The sequence below is a fragment of the Amycolatopsis sp. CA-126428 genome, assembly GCF_002904335.1.
Classification (GTDB): domain Bacteria; phylum Actinomycetota; class Actinomycetes; order Mycobacteriales; family Pseudonocardiaceae; genus Amycolatopsis.
This window is the reverse complement of record NZ_PPHF01000181.1, coordinates 14995-30744: the sequence shown is the minus strand read 5'-3', so window position 1 is coordinate 30744 and position 15750 is coordinate 14995. Positions and strand designations below refer to the sequence as shown.

Sequence of the window (15750 nt, the reverse complement as noted above, 5' to 3'; positions counted from 1 at the left end):
TGCGACGACGGTGCCGCCCGCCCGGGACTCCCGGCGGGCGGCACCGTCGTTTCACACCGCTTCCCAGCCCCGTTCCGCGACGAGCTCGCGCAGAGCGGCGTACCGCTGCTCGAACTCCGCGTCGTCGGCCGCGGACAGGAAGAACTTGTGCACGAAGTCGGTGGAGTTGTCCACCCGGCCCGCGCGCCTGCTGCCGAAGCACAGGTGCACGCCCAGCTCCGGCGGCAGCGACCCGGCGTCGAAGGGCACCGCGACCGCGTCCGGCCGCGAGTAGAACCCGACCAGCCCCCAGACCCGGCCCAGGCCGTCCGACGGCGCCGGTGTCAGCGGCTCGGCACCCGACTGCGCGCGCAGCGCCGCCGAGATCAGGTCGACGCCGTGCGCCTGCCGGACGATGTAGGCGATGCCCCCGCCACCCGGCCGGGCCGCGATCTCGCAGAAGACGATCCGGTCGTCGGCGGTGTGGAACACCTCCAGGTGCGTGACGCCTTCGCCGAGGCCCAGGTGCCGCACGACCTCGGCGTGGTACTCGCCGATGCGCCTGCTGAGCTCGCAGTCCTGCAGGGTGACGCTGCCCTGGACGCCGGAGGAGCGGAAGTCGCCGGGCTGGGTGAGGTAGCGCGAAACCGACCCGAACACCGCCTCGCCGTTCTCGACGACGCCGTCGCAGTGGTACATCACGCCGGCGACGAACTCCTCGACTTCGACCCCGCTGGGGTCCTTCGCGAGCAGCTCCCGGCGGGCCTCGTTCACCTCGTCCACCGTGGACACGATCCGCACGGTGGTGGAGCCCATGCCCATCCGGGACTTCACCACGTACCGCTCCGCCGGCCACGGCAGCTCGGTGAGGTCCTGGTCCGCCTCGACGAACCGGGGCACGCCCGGGCAGCCGGCGTCGCGCAGCGCGCGTTTCATCACGACCTTGTCCCGGAACCGCAGCGCCGAGCCCACGTCCTGACCCGGCAGGCCGAACTCCTCGCGCAGCTCGGCGGCCACCACCATCAGCTGCTCGCTGATGGTCACGATCCGGTCCGGCCGGGTGGTGGCGGCCAGTTCGTAGACCGCCTTGCGCACGTGCTCCTCGTCGTAGATGTCGGTGCAGGCGGCCACGTGCGGGAAGTCGGCCGGGTCGTGGCCGTCGAGCGCGCCGTTGTACTCCGTGGACACGAGCTGCCGCTCGGCCGGCGCCACCGGCACCCGGCACGCACCCTGGAAGAACAGTTCGCCGTAGGGGTGGCTGTTGATGACGAGCACGCTCATGACACGGCCTCCGGAACAGGGTCGGGGGTGGGTTCGGTGGTGACGTCGCGATCGGTGCGGACGCGACGGATGGGGGACAGGAGCATCCAGAGGGCGCCGGCGGCACCGCCGGCGACCGCGACCCAGATCGTGGGCCGCAGCCCGATCTGCTCGCCGAGCACGCCGCCGAGCACCGCGCCCAGCGGCTTCATCGACCAGTTGACCATCCGGATCGTGGCGCCGACCCGGCCCTGGATGCGCACCGGCGTGGTGGTCTGGCGCAGGCTCACCAGGTTCACGTCCAGCACCGAGAGGCCGAGGGTGGTGAGGAACTGCGCGGCCACGAGCATCAGCACCACGGCGAGCACGTCGCCGCCCGCCGAGGCGACCAGAACCGGGGCCAAGCCGAACAACGCCGTGCCCACGATGACCGCGCGGCCGGTGCCGAGCCGCTTGGCCACGGTGCCGGCGAACACGCCGCCGACCACCGCGCCGAGCCCGCCCAGCAGCAGGATGGTGCCGTAGAGGGCCGCGCCGATGTGCAGGACTTCCACGACGTAGAGCGCGAAGACCGCCAGCAGCACGAAGTTGAACAAGTTGACCAGGCTCATCGCGAAGGCCGGCATGGCGAGCACCGGCGTGCGCAGCAGGTACCGCGTGCCCTCGACGACGTCGGCGAGGATCCGCCGCTTCGGCCCGGGCTCGCAGGGCGGGTCGTCCTTGATGCGGGACAGCAGCAACGCCGAGACCACGAACGACACGGCGTCGATCGCGATCGCGATCGGCGCGGTGAACGCCTGCACGGTGACGCCGCCGAGGCCGGGACCCGCGACCTGGGCGCCGGAGCGCGCCACCGTCACCGCCGAGTTCGCGCCGACGATCCGGTCCTTCGGGATCACCTGCGGGATGTAGGAGGTGTAGGCCACGTCGAACCACACGCTCGCGCACCCGGCCAGGCCGGCCACCAGGTAGAGCTGCGTCATGCCCAGCACGCCGAACAGTGCGGCCACCGGCACCGATCCGAGCAGCAGGGCGCGGCACCAGTCGGCGATGATCAGGATCCGCCGGCGCCGCAACCGGTCCACCCACGCGCCGACCCACAGGGCGAGCACCGGGTAGGGCAGCACGGCGAGCGCGGCGAGCAGGCCCATCTCGGCCGGGGTCGCGTTCAGCATCAGCACCGCCGAGAGCGGCAGCGCGACGATCGTGACCTGCGAGCCGACGGCCGAGAAGGTCTGCGCGGTGGAAAGGGTCAGCAGGTTGCGGTTCATCCGGCTCATTCGTCCGCCTTCCGGTAGAAGCCGATGCGGAACTCGTTCGTGTGGGCGCCCAGACCGTGGTCCAGCCACATGGCGCCGGCTCCGGGCAGCATTTCGGTGACCCGGAACGGCTGCGTGCTGGACTGCACGCCCTTGACGAAGATCTCCACCAGCAGCGGGTTGCGGAAGTCGACGAAGATCGGCTTGGGCTCCTCTTCGAAGCTCACGAACACCTGGTCGGGCAGGCCGTGGTCGTGCTTGATCCGCCAGGCCAGGCGCTGGTTGTCGAACTGGAAGATCTTGCGCTTGGCCGGCTCCGGCTCGATCCACCACGTTTCCCGGGCGAGCACGAAGCGCCCGACCCGCAACCGCGGCAGGTGATCGGCCGCGGGGCCGCCGAGGAAGTCGGTCATCCGGTAGGCGCGCACCCCGGTGAAGCACCCGAACAGCGACCCGGTTTCGTCGGCGAGCCACTGCTGCGGCGCCACCACCAGTTCCACCTCGCCGTGCCGGTCGCCGTGCAGCGCGAGGCGATCGCCCCGGTCCCGGATCGTCAGCTCGTCCGGGGTGAGCCGGAGCCGCTCGGGCTGGGCCGACCGCGCGGAGAACTCGATCTGCGGGCTGCCGAAGGGCACCCGCACGGACATCTTGCCGCGGTGGGCCTTGAGCGGTTCGCAGATGACCGTGTCGCTCAACGCCTCGCGGTGCGCCGCGCAGTCCTCGGCGAGCGAGCCGGGGTCGGGGTGCAGCAGGGCGAACGTGCTCGCGAGGACCTCGTGCAGGGCGTGCACCTCGCCCAGCACCCAGGTAAACTCGCCCGCCCGCACGGCATCGTCGCCGGCCGCCGAGAGGTGCAGGTCCGCGCTGCACAGTGCCCAGGCGTCGAACGGCGCGTCGCCGAGGTGCTCGTGCACCCACGACAGGGGCAGGACCACTTCGGACCGGTGCCGGTTGGCGTGCAGGACGGCCGAAAGCGGCGCCGGGTACTCGGCGCGCTGCTTGTCGTCGAGCACCTGCAACCGGGTCGAGAGGTCCGTGTCGGCGGCCGCGGCCAGGGCCTGGTCGACGGTGACCACCGACCCGGTCCCGAACGTCTCGGTGAACCACCGGTGGCACTCCGCGCGCCGGGCCCGCAACCGGGCGAGCGGCAGCTGGAAGAGCAGCTCCAGCAGCTGCGGGAACTCCTCCCGCAGGCTGGCGGCGGCGGGACCGGCCAAGGTCGCGGCACCCCAGTCCTGCCGGCAGTCCTCGTACCAGAGCGTGCGGTCGGAGGCGATCTGGCCGCCGTCACGCGCGGTGGCGCCGGCCCCGGTCCCGGCGTAGCCCTCGTTCAGCGCTTCCACCGCGGCGATGCGCGCCGGCAGGCCGCGGGCGTCCTGCACCCGCTGCCGGAGCGCGTCCAGCCGGTCCAGCTCGGTGAGCCACCGCTCGCGTGGCGCGGCGGGCAGCGCGGCGACGCGCTCCCGCAGGAACGCGAACGGTTCGGGCGCCCCGGACGGGATCGTGATGTCCACTTCGAGCGCGGCGCAGTCCACCAGTTCGGTCAGCTGCGCGGCCAGCCGCTCCGGGTCGGTGCCCGACGCGGCGGCGACGTCGGCGATGGTCCGTTTCCCGTCGCACAGCGCGAAGAGCTCGCGCAGCGCCGGTCCGGTCAGTTCGGCCACCGGCTCGACCACCGGCGGGTGCCCGGCGAAGTCGACCTGCCGCGCGCCGCCGTCGGTGAGGAACGTCTGCGTGGCCGGTCTCGGCTTCAGCGCGGGCCACACCTGGGGGTCCGCGGACACCAGCCGGGCCAGTTGCTGCACCGACCAGTTGCTCCAGAACACCCGGTTGCGCAGCTCGCCCGGCCCGGCGAAGGCGAACGGCTCGTCCGGGGTGCCGGTGCGGACCCAGGCGAGCGGCCCGAAGAAGCTCGAGGTCTCGTTCTTCGTGCACAGCCGCTGCAGGTACATGGTCAGCAGCTGCACCCGCCGCTTCACCCGGTGGTTGAGCGTCGCGGGCACCTCTTCGTGCACCCAGTCCCGCAACCGCTGGTAGGCCTCCGGACTGGACAGGTAGACGGCCTCGAGGGCGCGTTCGTCGCGGCCGGCCCGGACCAGCTCGCCGACCGACGCGCGCAGCACGTCGTCGAACCGGTCCGGCAGCGCGGCCCAGTCACCGCCCGCGGCCGCCGCGCGCAGTTCCTCGGCGAACTCGTCGTCGCGCTGCGGGGCGAGGAGGTCGAACGGGAAGCCCGCTCGACGCAACATGGCCCACGAGGACATGCTCCATGCGCTCATACCCGGTTCCCTTCTCGAGATTCGGCGGCCGCGTTCAGCGCGGCCTTGAGGTGACGGGCGGTCTCCGCGGCCCGCGGCGGGTAGACCACGTCGTGGTGGTTGCCGGCGAGTTCGACGACGTGCAGCCGCCCGTCGGTGCGTTCCTGCCAGCCCTGCGGGTCGACTTTCGGGTTGGGCAGTGCCGGGTGCTTGTCCCGGGCCCGGAACAGGTGCACGTCGGCGCGCACCCGGGCGGTGTTGGCGTACTTTTCCGCCGCGTAGCCGTTGGCGGTGAACACCCGCATCATGCGGCGCACCGTGGCCGAGTCGGCGCGCGGCGCGAGCCGGCCCTTGGCGTGCGCGTCGCGCAACAGCACGTCGAGGAAGTCCTGCTCGTCGAGGTCGGCGACGCCGTCCGCGCCGAGTTCGGCGCCGATGCGGAACCGTTCCGCGTCGGACTTGTCGCGGTACCACTGCTCGACGCCGTCGCGGCCGAACACGCGGGCGTCGATCGGGCCGAGGAACTCGATCTCCTCGCCCTCGGCCTCCAGCCGCAGCGCCATGGCGTAAGCGACGTTGCCGCCGTAGGACCAGCCGGCCAGGGCGTAGGGCCCGTGGGGCTGCACCCGTCGCAGCTCGGCGAGGTACCGCTCGACCATGTCCTCCAGCCGGTCCAGCGGCGGCTCGTCGGTGTTCAGCCCGACCGCCTCGATGCCGTAGACGTCGCGGTCTTCGGCGAGGTCTCGAGCCATCGCCGCGTAGCAGCAGACGTCGCCGCCCTGCGGGTGGATCAGGAACAACGGGGTGCCCGTCCCGCCCCGGCGGGCCAGCGGGACCACCAGCCCGGCCGGGACGTCGTCGAGCGCCGTGCAGAGCCCTTCGACCGTGGGCCTGGTGAACACCGTGTTCAGCGGCAGCACCACGTCGAACTCCTGCTTGATGGCGTCGACCAGCTGCACCGCTTTGAGCGAGTGCCCGCCGACGGCGAAGAAGTCGTCGTGCACGCCGATCGGCCCGCGTTCGAGCAACCGCTCCCAGACGCCGGCCATGCGCAGCTCCACCGCGTCGCGGGGCGCCACGATCTCCCCGCCGAGCGCGGCGAGATCGTCGACCGGGGTGGCGAGCAGCGCCCGCCGGTCGACCTTGCCGGTCGGGGTGAGCGGCAGCTCCGCCAGGGTGGCGAAGCGGGACGGCACGAGGTGGCTCGGCAGCTGCGCGGTCATCCTGGCGGCGATGGCCGCGACGTCGGTGACGTCGGTGTCGAGCACCAGGAATGCGACCAGCTCCCGCCGCAGCGCCTCCCCTCTGGGCACCACCGCCGCGGCCCGGACCCCGGGCAGCGCGGTGATCGCGGCTTCGATCTCGCCCGGCTCGATCCGGATGCCCCGCAGCTTGAGCTGCTGGTCCACCCGGCCGTGGAAGCGCAGCCGGCCGTCCGGGGCCCAGCGCACGAGGTCGCCGGTCCGGTACATCCGCCCGCCGGCCGGCCCCCACGGATCGGGGACGAACCGCGCGGCGGTCGCCCCGGCGGCGCCGGCGTACCCGCGGGCGAGCCCGGGGGTGGCCAGGTACAGCTCGCCGACCGCGCCGGGCGGCACGGGCCTGCCGTCGCGGCCGAGCACGTACCCGCGGGCGCCGGGGATCGGCCGGCCGATCGGGGCCGCGCTGTCGATCCCGTCGCGGCCCTCGAGGGCGTGGTGGGTCGAGGTCATCGTGCACTCGGTCGGCCCGTAGTGGTTGACCAGCCGCATCCGCGGTCCGATGCGGGCGGCGTCGCGCACGTGCTGGGCCCCGAGCACCTCGCCGCCGACCATCGCCAGCCGCAGGCTCGTCCCGTCGTAGCCCGGTTCACCCGCGCCGATCGCCAGCGCGGACACCATGGACGGCACGAGGCTCATCAGCGCGGTCACCCGGTGTTCGGTGACGATCCGGGTGATCGCGTACGGGTCCTTGGCCTGCTCGTCGGTGAGCATGACCAGCTGCGCGCCCTGGCCGAGCGTGCCGAAGATCTCGCGCACGGACGCGTCGAACCGGGTGCCGGCGATCTGCGGCACGACGTCCCGCCCGGACAGGGCGGTGACCGCCCGCAGGTACCGGAGGTAGTTCGCCGGCCCGCGGTGCGTGGTCGCGATGCCCTTCGGCGTGCCGGTGGAACCGGAGGTGTAGAAGATCGCGGCGAGCCGGTCAAGGTCGGCCGGGACGCCCGGGTCGGTGTCGGGGTGCGCCGCGAAGTCGACGGCGCCGATGTCCACCACGGAGCTTTCCGGCCTCGTGTGCCGCGCGAGTGGCCCGGCCAGGTCGGCGCCGGCCAGGACGAGCCGGGAACCGCAGTGGCGCAACACTTCCGCGTTGTGCGCGGCCGGGTGCGCCGGGTCGACGGCGACGTAACCGCCGCCCGCCTTCAGCACGCCCAGCAGCGAGACGACCAGCGCGGGGCCGCGGTGCTGGGCGATGCCGACCGGCTCGTCGGCCCGCACGCCCCGGCCGATCAGCCAATGGGCCAGCCGGTTGGCGCGGGCGTCGAGCTCCGCGTAGCTGAGCCGCTCGTCGCCGGACCGCACGGCGATCGCGTCCGGGGTGGCGGCGGCCTGCGCCGCGACCTGCTCGTGCACCGGCGCCACCGCGGCGTCCGGCGTCGCGGCGGGGAGCTCGTCCGGTGTGGTCAAGGTGAGCCGCGAGAGCGGCACCTCCGGCGCGGCGACGGCCTGCTCGACCAGCGTCCGGAAGGCGGCCGCGAACCGCTCGACCGTGCGGTGCTCGAACAGGTCCGTGGCGTAGACGAACGAGCCGTGGATCTGCGTTCCCCGGTCCAGCAGCGACGCGACCAGGTCGAACTTCGCGGTCGTCGCGGCCGGCTGCAGCTGCTCGGCGGTCGTGCCCGCGAACTCCAGGTGCCCGACCGAGTCGTCGTCCATGGTGAACAAGACCTGGAAGAACGGGTTGCGTGAGGCGTCGCGCTCCGGGCGCAGCTGCGCGACCAGGTCCCCGAACGGCACGCCCTGGTGGTCGAGCGCGGCCAGCAGGCCGTCCCGGGCGCGCCCGGTCAGCTCGGCGAACGTCGGGTCGCCGGTGACGTCGGCCCGCAGGGCCAGGAAGTTGATGAAGCAGCCGATGAGCCGTTCGACGGCGGGATCGGCCCGGCCGGCGACGGGCGTGCCGACGATGGTCTCCCCGGCGTGGGTGTATTCGGCGAGCAGGTACTGGAAGGCGCCCAGCAGCGTCTGGAACGCCGTGGTGCCGTGCTCTCGGCCGTATTCGCGGATCGCGGCGGTCAGCTCCGCCGGGAACGACCAGCGGACCTCGGCGCCGCGGCCCGAACGGACCGGCGGCCGCGGGTGGTCGGTGGCGAGCTCGCCGCTGGGCGCGTCCGCGAGCTGCGTCCGCCAGAATGCCAAGTCGTCCGCCGTGGCGCCGGCGTCACGGTGGTGCTGCCAGTAAGCGACGTCGCCGTAGCCCAGCGGCAGCTCCGGCAGCTGCGGCCTCCGGCCGGCCAGGTGCGCGGCGTAGGCGGTGGACAGTTCCTCGCGCAGCACGGTCCACGACCAGCCGTCCATCGCCGCGTGGTGCACGACGACCACGAGCAGCTGCTCGTCCGGGCGCAACCGCACCACGCGCATCCGCAGCAGCGGCGGCTCGGTCAGGTCGATCGGGGTGGCGATCTCCTGGGCCACGGCGGCGTCGGCCTTGACCGGCAGGTCGGTTTCGGCGACCGCGGTCAGATCCGTCACCTCGACCCGGGGCGAGCCGGCCCGTGGCACCTGCACCGGCTCGCCGTCGTGGGTCTCGAACCGGGCGCGCAGCACCTCGTGCCGGTCGGCCACCGTGGTCAGCGCCGCCTGCAACGCGCTCAGATCGAGCTCGCCGGTCAGGCGCAGCACGGTGTGCACGTTCAGCTCGCCCGCGCGTTCCCCGAGCCGGTCGAGGAACCACATCTGCCGCTGCGTCGGGGAAAGCGGGGCCACGGTGCCGGCCGGACGGCGGGTGAGCCCGGACGATCCGGCGCCCGGGCCTGTCCCGGCTTCGGCCAGGACGGCGCACAGCCCGGCCACGGTCGGGCCGGTGAACAGCCGCTGGACCGGCAACGTGACCCCGTATTGCGCGCGCAGCCGTGTCACGACGCGGATCGCGTGCAAGGAATGGCCGCCGACGGCGAAGAAGTCATCGTGCACGCCGATCGAGGGCAGCCCCAGCACGTCGGCGACGACACCGGCCACCGCGTGCTCCAGGGGAGTGCGCGGCGCGACCGAGCCCGCGCCGGCCGTGGGAGCGCTCGGCTCGGGCAGCGCGGCGCGGTCCACCTTGCCGTTCGCGTTGAGGGGCAACGTCTCCAGCTCGACCAGGGCCGAGGGCACCATGTACTCGGGCAGGTGGCGACGCAGGTGTTCGCGGACCGCGTCGAGGTCGCCGGTGCCGTGCCAGACGACGTACCCGGCGAGCCTGCGGTCGCCGTCGCCGCCGAACACCGTCGCCGCCGCGCGGGCAACGCCGGAGTGCGTGGCGAGAATGGTTTCCACCTCGGACAGTTCGATCCGGTGCCCCCGCACCTTCACCTGGGAGTCCGCGCGTCCCAGGTACTCGAGCGTGCCGTCGGCGCGCCACCGCGCCAGGTCCGAGGTCCGGTAGAGCCGCCCGGCCGAGCCGGCGGGGTCGGGGACGAACCGCTGCGCGGTCAGGCCGGGCCGGCCGTGGTAGCCGCGGGTGACGCCGTCGCCGCCGAGGAAGATCTCGCCGACGACGCCGGGCGGCACCGGCCGCATCCGCGCGTCGAGCACGTGCACGGTGGTGTTGTCCAGCGGCGTGCCGATCGGCAGCGGCCGGTCGGGTGCGGCGTCGCCGATCGCCGTGCGCACCGACCAGACCGTGGTTTCGGTCGGGCCGTAGTAGTTCCACAGCTGCGCGACCTTGGCCGCCAGCTCGGCGGCGAGCACCGGCGGCACCGCCTCGGCGCCCGCGACGGCCCGCAGGTGCGGAGCCGTGAACCCGGTGTCCAGCAGCATCCGCCACGTCGTCGGCGTCGCCTGCATCACCGAGACCCCGGCTTCGGCGATCAGCGCGGCCAAGGCCTCGGGGTCCATGGCGGTGTCGCGTGGGACCACGGCGATCGTCGCACCCGCCAGCAGCGGCGTGATCAGCTCCGGGATCGACATGTCGAAGGCGTAGGAGGCCAGCGCCGCGACCGTGTCGCCCGGCCCCATGCGCAGGTCGCGGATCATCGACGCGGACAGGTTCAGCACGCCCCGGTGCGGCACCATCACGCCCTTCGGGCGGCCGGTCGACCCGGACGTGTAGATCACGTACGCCAGGTCGTCGGGGTCCGGAGCGGCCGGCGGACCGGGCACGCTCGCGGACGGATCAATCACACGCGGTTCGTCCACGCACAGGGCCGTGACGCCCGCCGGCAAGTCGAGCCGGTCCAGCAGATCGGTGGTGGTCAGCACGAGTTCGGCGCGCGCGTCGCCGAGGATGTGCCGGATGCGGGCCGCCGGGTACTGCGGGTCCACGGGCACGTACGCGGCGCCTGCTTTGAGGACGCCGAGCATCGCGGCGATCATCGAGCAGCTCCGGCCGACGTAGAGCGCCACCCGTGCGTCCGGGCCGGCTCCGCGTTGGCGCAGGACCGCGGCGATCGCGTCGGAGGCGACGTCCAGCTCGCCGTAGGACAGCAGTTCGGTGCCGCAGCGGACGGCGGTGGTGGCCGGTTGCCGGCGGGCGACGACGGCGAACAGCTCGGGAATGGTCGCGGAGCTCGCGTAGGGGACCGCGGTTTCGTTGCCGGCGGCCAGCGCGGCCGCGTCGTCGCCGGTGAGCACGGCCAGCTCGCTGACCCGCGTGGCGGGTGCGGTGACGGCGTCGAGCAGCAACGCCAGGTAGCTGCCGGCGAACCGGTGGGCGGTGGCCCCGGTGAACAGCGCCGAGTCGTATTCGAGGGTGCCCGAGAGCGTCTCGCCGTCGGTGACGGTCAGCGCGAGGTCGACCTTGGCCGTGGCGCTCGCGAGCGGGAGCTCGGTGGCGGTGAGCCCGGGTGCGGTCAGCGTCGTGCCGGACTCGCCCTGCACGGTGAACAGCACGTCGAACACCGGGTTGCGCGAGGCGTCGCGCACGGGCTGCAGGTCCTGCACGAGCCGGGTGAACGGCACCCCCTGGTGGTCGTAGGCCGCGAAGGTGTCCTCGCGGACGCGGTCGAGCAGGGTCGCGAACGGCGGGTCGTCGGCCAGCGCCGGGCGCAGCACGGAAGTGTTGACGAACAACCCGATCAGCGGCTCGAACCGCACCTCCGGCCGCAACGCGATCGGCGTGCCCACCGCCACGTCGTCCTGCCCGGTCCACCGCGCGAGCACGGCGGTGAAGGCGGTCATCAGCACGGAGTAGGGCGTCACGCGGTGCGTGGTGCAGAACTCGCGCACCGCTCGCGCGGTCGCCGCCGGAAACGCGAACGGCATGCGCGTGCCTTCGCCCGAGCGCACCGCGGGCCGCGGGTGGTCGGCCGGCAGCTGCAACGGCGTCGGTGCCGCCAGCCGGGTGCGCCAGTACGCGAGGTCGGCGTCCGCGCCGGGGCCCTCGAGCAGTTCTCGTTGCCAGGCCGCGTAGCCGGCGTACTGACCCGGCAGCGGCTCGAACTCCGGTGCGCGGTGGGCGAGAGCCGCTCGATAGGCCGTGCCGAGCTCCCGCCAGAACACGCCGAGCGACGTCGCGTCGACGGCGATGTGGTGCAGCACCGCGACGAGGTACCAGTCGTCGCCGGCGCATCGCACGAGCGACATCCGGACCGGGACGTCGTGCGCGAGGTCGAACGGTTTCGCCGCTTCCTGCCGGGCGTAGGTCAGCGCCTGGCCGGCGGGCTCGGGTGCCCCGGTCAGGTCGACCACCGGAACCTGCGCGTCGGCGGCCAGCACCACCGGCACCGGGGTGCCGCCGGCGTCGCGGTAGACGGTCCGCAGCACGTGGTGGCGCTCGAGCACGGCCCGCAGCGCGGTGGTGACCGCGGCCGGGTCGAGGGCGCCCCTGACGTGCAGGGCACGCGGGATGTTGTAGAGCGGGGTGCCCGCGGCCAGCTGGTCGGCCGTCCACACCCACCACTGCTGCTCGGAGAGGACGGCGGGGCCGGCGGTCGGCGGCGGGGACTCGTCGGTGGCGCGGTCGTGGGCCGCGCGCAGCCGCCGGTTCAGCGCCTCGCGCACCGCGGGGGACATCGTGGGTGTGGACATGGCTGCCTTCCCAGGTGGAGGGGGGTGCGGGTGGCCGGTCAGGCGACGGCGAGGCGGACCGGGCGGAACAGCTGTGCGGCGGCGGCGGCGAGCACCGCCGTCGGGTCGATCACCGGCACCACGGGACGCGGGTCGGCGGCGAAGACGATCGGCAGCTCGGTGCAGCCGGCGATGACCGCGCCCGCCCCGGCCGCGCGGAGTTCGGTGGTGACGGCGCGCAGCCGGCCGGCGGTCCGCTCGGACACGTCACCCGCCTTGACCGCCCGGATCACGGCCATCACTTCTTCCTGGTCCGGTGGCGCCGGGACGAGCAACGGCCGCCCGGCCTCGGCGAACGGTGCGGCGTAAAGGTCGCTCTGCGCCGCCGCGGTGCCGGCGAGCAGGCCGACGGGCACGCCCGGCGGCAGCAGCCCGGTCACCTCGGCCACCGTCGCTTCGACCATGCTGAGGAAGCGCGCCCCGGTGACCGCGGTGACCTCCGGCAGGAACAGGTGCGCGGTGTTGCAGATGGCCACCAGCACCGAGGCACCCATGGCCAGCAGCGCGCTCGCGCCGGTGATCAGCGCCGGGGTCGGGTCGGGCCCGCCGTGGCACAGCGCGTCGGTGCGGTCGGGCACCCGCGGGTCGTTCCAGACGACCACCGGCACGTGGTCCTGGTCCCGCTCGGCCTCGGTCGCCCGGACGAGCTTGTCCAGGAAATCGACGGTGGCGGCGGGACCCATGCCGCCGAGCACTCCCAGCATGATCAGCTCCTCCCGGTCGGGGTCGCGGCGCAGCGTTCGCAGGAACGGCCGGCCGCGAAGTGGTTGATGTCCGCGGACAACGTGGTGAGCAGGTCGCCGGCCGGCCGCGGGCGGCGCGCGCAGCCGTCGTTGTGCCGGCGCACGGCGGGGGAGAAGGGCAGCCCGCCGAAGTCGCGGTAGCGGATCGCGCCGCGGGCATCGCGGCCGGGCACGACCACGGACTTCGCGTGCACGCTCGCGCTGAACGGCACGTCGAGCGTGCCGCGGGCGAACGCGGAAACGATGCGGGGCAACGGATCCGCCGCGTCGAGCACCGGGTCGAGCAGTTCCGTGACCTCGCGCCGGAGCCAGCCGCACTCCTCGGCGAGCAGGCCCTCGTCGAGCTCGACGAAGTCCAGCAGCGGCGACAGACCCAGTTGCGCGCACCGGATCCCGTCGGCGTTGACCTCCGCGCTCGGGATGCCGCTGGCCTCGTGGACGGTCTTGTTGATCACCTTCGCCGCACCGCCGAGCCGGGCGGTCAGCGCGCCCAGCAGGATCAGCGACCGGGCGCAGCCCGGGCACCGCGGGAAGACTCCCATGAACTCGTGCAGCACCGGGTGGACCTCGACGTGCGCGGGCAGGTACCGCCGGGCCAGCGCCGGGATGGCCCGCAGCGCCGCGGTGTCCTGGTAGACCTCGCCGCTCTGCGGGTAGGCGATCGACAGGCAGCGGACCCCGGCGTCGGCGGCGAGCCGCGCCTCGGCGAACGCGCACGCCAGGCTGATCGACGGGGGCATCAGCACGCCGGTCAAGGTGCCGAAGAGCTCCCGGTCGACGACCACCCCCGCGGCGGCGAGTTCACCGCAGGCGGTGTCGACCTCGCGCCACGACTCGAGCGAGTCCCGCAGCGGGACGTCCTTGCAGTACGGCAGGTTGTAGCCGATGCCGCCGCCTTCGAACGAGGTGATCCCGGACGCCAGGGTGCACGCGAACAGGTCGCGGGCCTCGGGGGAGCCGTGCCGGACCTCCAGGGGCACCCCGACCGCGGCGGTGAGCTCCCGGCCGCGTTCCCACCCGTGGGCCAGCAGCGGGTAGCCGTTGAGGTCGGCGGGGCGTTCCCGCAGCACCCGGGCGGCGGTGCCGAAGTGGCCCAGCCGCGTGTGCGAGTCGATGGTCACCGACAACAGGCCGGGGCCGGCCTGGTCCAGGGTGCGCAGCGACGCCAGCATCCGGGCGTGGTCGCCGACGCCGCACCGCGGCTGCACGAACGGCCGCCGGGCCGCCCGCAGCACGTCGACCGCGTGGCGGCGCTCCGGCGCGCTCAGCCACGACACGACCTCCGGCCACGGTGGCAACGCGGCCGCGGTCGCCGGGCTCACGGTCATCGGGAATGCGGCGGTGGTGGGTGCGGACACGGCTACACCGCCACCTTCGGCCGCAGCGAGTCCAGCACGGGGATCAGCTCGGCCGCGTCGGTCAGGACGCGGTCGACGCCGAGCTCCAGCAGCCGGCGCCGGGCGTCGGCGGACCGGTCGACGCCGACGGCGAGGTTGCCGCCGACGATCACCGGGCACCGCAGTTCGCCTTCGGCGCGCAGCGCGGGCAAGTCCCGCAAGTCGGCGTGCACGTGCCCGTTCAGGCTGCCGATCAGCACCGCTTCCGCGGTGGGGTGCCGGCGCAGCGCCGCGGCGAAGTCCGCCAGCGGTGTGCACGTGCCGAGGTTGACCACCTCGAAGCCGGCTTGGCCGAGGTGCATGGCGATCAGCCGGTTGGCCACGGCGTGGGCGTCGCTCTCCGCGACCCCGAGGATCACGAGTCTTTGCGGGGCCATGCAGGTCCTTCCGTCGTGCCGGTTCGCGTGGATTGGCTCGGCACAGCGGACTCCTCGCCGGTATCGCCGCGCCTTCACCGGACCGGTGGCGCCCCGCCGTGCGGTGATGGCGCGGTGAAGGCGGCTCGAAGGCGGCCGCCGGTGTCATCGCTGGCATCGACCGAGCCGAGAAGACGGAGCTGCAGATGACCATCGCTGTGACGGACCTGGACGCGGCCCAGACGGCGCCGTCGTTCACCGTGGTGCCCGGCGCCGTGGTGCACCAGGTGCTCGACGGGGCGCGACGCGAGGTGATCGACGTCGTCGAGGAGGCCTACCGCACCCACGGCGCGGGGGCGACGGTCAACCCGCCGTCCTATTTCCTGCGGTTCCCGGAGCGGCCGGCCTCGCGCATCATCGCGCTGCCCGCCTCGGCGGGCGGCGCGATCGGGGTGGACGGGATCAAGTGGATCTCCAGCTTCCCCGGAAACATCGCCAGCGGGCTGCCGCGCGCCTCCGCGGTGATGATCCTCAACGACCAGCGCACCGGGTACCCGACCGCGTGCCTGGAGGCCTCGATCATCAGCGCCGCCCGCACGGCGGCGTCCGCGGCGCTCGCCGCGCGCACCCTCACCGCGGGCCGGTCCGCCCCGCGCCGGCTCGGCATCGTCGGGGCCGGGCTGATCAGCCGCTACGTCTACGAGTACCTGCGGGCGGACGGCTGGGAGTTCGAGCGGATCGGCATCCACGACCTGTCGGCCGAGCACGCCGGCGGGCTGCGCGACCGCATCGAGCGCGACGGCGTGCCCGCCGAGGTGCACCCGGATGCCGAGAGCCTCGTGCGCGGCAGCGACCTGATCGTCTTCGCCACCGTGGCCGCCACCCCGCACATCGACGCGCCGGAGTGGTTCGACCACCACCCGGTGGTGCTGCACGTCTCGCTGCGCGACCTGGCGCCGTCGGTGATCCGGGCGGCGGCCAACTTCGTCGACGACGCCGACCACTGCCTGCGGGCCGCCACTTCGGTCCACCTCACCGAGCAGGAGACGGGCAACCGGAACTTCCTGGCGGGCACGTTGTACGACGTGCTCACCGGCGCCGTCGTCCCGCCGGCGGCCGGCACCATCGTGTTCTCCCCCTTCGGGCTCGGCGTGCTCGACCTCGCGGTGGCCAAGCTCGTCCAGGGCCGCGCGCGGGACGCCGGAGCGATCACCGTCGACGGGTTCTTCCACGAACTGCGCAGGCACGGCTGAG

General features: G+C 73.8%; 8 protein-coding genes. 1 reads left to right on the top strand and 7 read right to left on the bottom strand.

Annotation, left to right across the window (positions count from 1 at the left end; translation table 11 throughout):
- Window positions 1-51 precede the first annotated feature (51 nt).
- Genes C2L58_RS46330 through C2L58_RS46300 form a run of 7 tightly spaced genes read right to left on the bottom strand, consistent with a single transcriptional unit; the run spans window position 52 to window position 14517 of the window.
- On the bottom strand, window positions 52-1260 hold the full coding sequence (locus C2L58_RS46330; RefSeq protein WP_103343985.1) for an ATP-grasp domain-containing protein: 1209 nt from the start codon (window positions 1258-1260) through the stop codon (window positions 52-54).
- Entirely contained in the window at window positions 1257-2519 is a 1263-nt protein-coding gene (locus tag C2L58_RS46325; RefSeq protein ID WP_103343984.1) for an MFS transporter, read from the bottom strand. Before C2L58_RS46325 ends, C2L58_RS46330 begins: the two co-directional genes overlap by 4 nt.
- Window positions 2516-4777, bottom strand: coding sequence for a lantibiotic dehydratase (locus tag C2L58_RS46320; protein ID WP_233226316.1), 2262 nt, complete (start codon window positions 4775-4777; stop codon window positions 2516-2518). The genes C2L58_RS46325 and C2L58_RS46320 overlap by 4 nt, the downstream gene beginning before the upstream one ends.
- Window positions 4774-11961, bottom strand: a complete 7188-nt coding sequence (locus C2L58_RS46315; RefSeq protein WP_103343982.1) for an amino acid adenylation domain-containing protein — start codon at window positions 11959-11961, stop codon at window positions 4774-4776. The genes C2L58_RS46320 and C2L58_RS46315 overlap by 4 nt, the downstream gene beginning before the upstream one ends.
- 38 nt (window positions 11962-11999) lie before the next feature.
- Window positions 12000-12704, bottom strand: coding sequence for an aspartate/glutamate racemase family protein (locus tag C2L58_RS46310; protein WP_103343981.1), 705 nt, complete (start codon window positions 12702-12704; stop codon window positions 12000-12002).
- 2 nt (window positions 12705-12706) lie between these two features.
- Window positions 12707-14101 (bottom strand): methylaspartate mutase, encoded by a 1395-nt coding sequence (locus C2L58_RS46305; protein ID WP_103343980.1) that lies wholly within the window; start codon window positions 14099-14101, stop codon window positions 12707-12709.
- A 2-nt stretch (window positions 14102-14103) separates the two neighbouring features.
- Entirely contained in the window at window positions 14104-14517 is a 414-nt protein-coding gene (locus C2L58_RS46300) for a cobalamin-dependent protein (RefSeq protein ID WP_233226315.1), read from the bottom strand.
- A gap of 185 nt (window positions 14518-14702) precedes the next feature.
- On the opposite strand from C2L58_RS46300, the gene sbnB reads away from it, so the two are divergent.
- Window positions 14703-15749, top strand: a complete 1047-nt coding sequence (sbnB, locus tag C2L58_RS46295) for a 2,3-diaminopropionate biosynthesis protein SbnB (RefSeq protein ID WP_103343978.1) — start codon at window positions 14703-14705, stop codon at window positions 15747-15749.
- Window position 15750 lies beyond the last annotated feature (1 nt).

Excerpts from the sequence above, each read along its gene's own strand:
- sbnB (WP_103343978.1), top strand. The coding sequence starts at position 14,703 with ATGACCATCGCTGTGACGGACCTGGACGCGGCCCAGACGGCGCCGTCG.
- C2L58_RS46300 (WP_233226315.1), bottom strand. The coding sequence starts at position 14,517 with ATGGCCCCGCAAAGACTCGTGATCCTCGGGGTCGCGGAGAGCGACGCC.
- C2L58_RS46325 (WP_103343984.1), bottom strand. The coding sequence starts at position 2,519 with ATGAGCCGGATGAACCGCAACCTGCTGACCCTTTCCACCGCGCAGACC.
- C2L58_RS46315 (WP_103343982.1), bottom strand. The coding sequence starts at position 11,961 with ATGTCCACACCCACGATGTCCCCCGCGGTGCGCGAGGCGCTGAACCGG.
- C2L58_RS46320 (WP_233226316.1), bottom strand. The coding sequence starts at position 4,777 with ATGAGCGCATGGAGCATGTCCTCGTGGGCCATGTTGCGTCGAGCGGGC.
- C2L58_RS46330 (WP_103343985.1), bottom strand. The coding sequence starts at position 1,260 with ATGAGCGTGCTCGTCATCAACAGCCACCCCTACGGCGAACTGTTCTTC.
- C2L58_RS46310 (WP_103343981.1), bottom strand. The coding sequence starts at position 12,704 with ATGCTGGGAGTGCTCGGCGGCATGGGTCCCGCCGCCACCGTCGATTTC.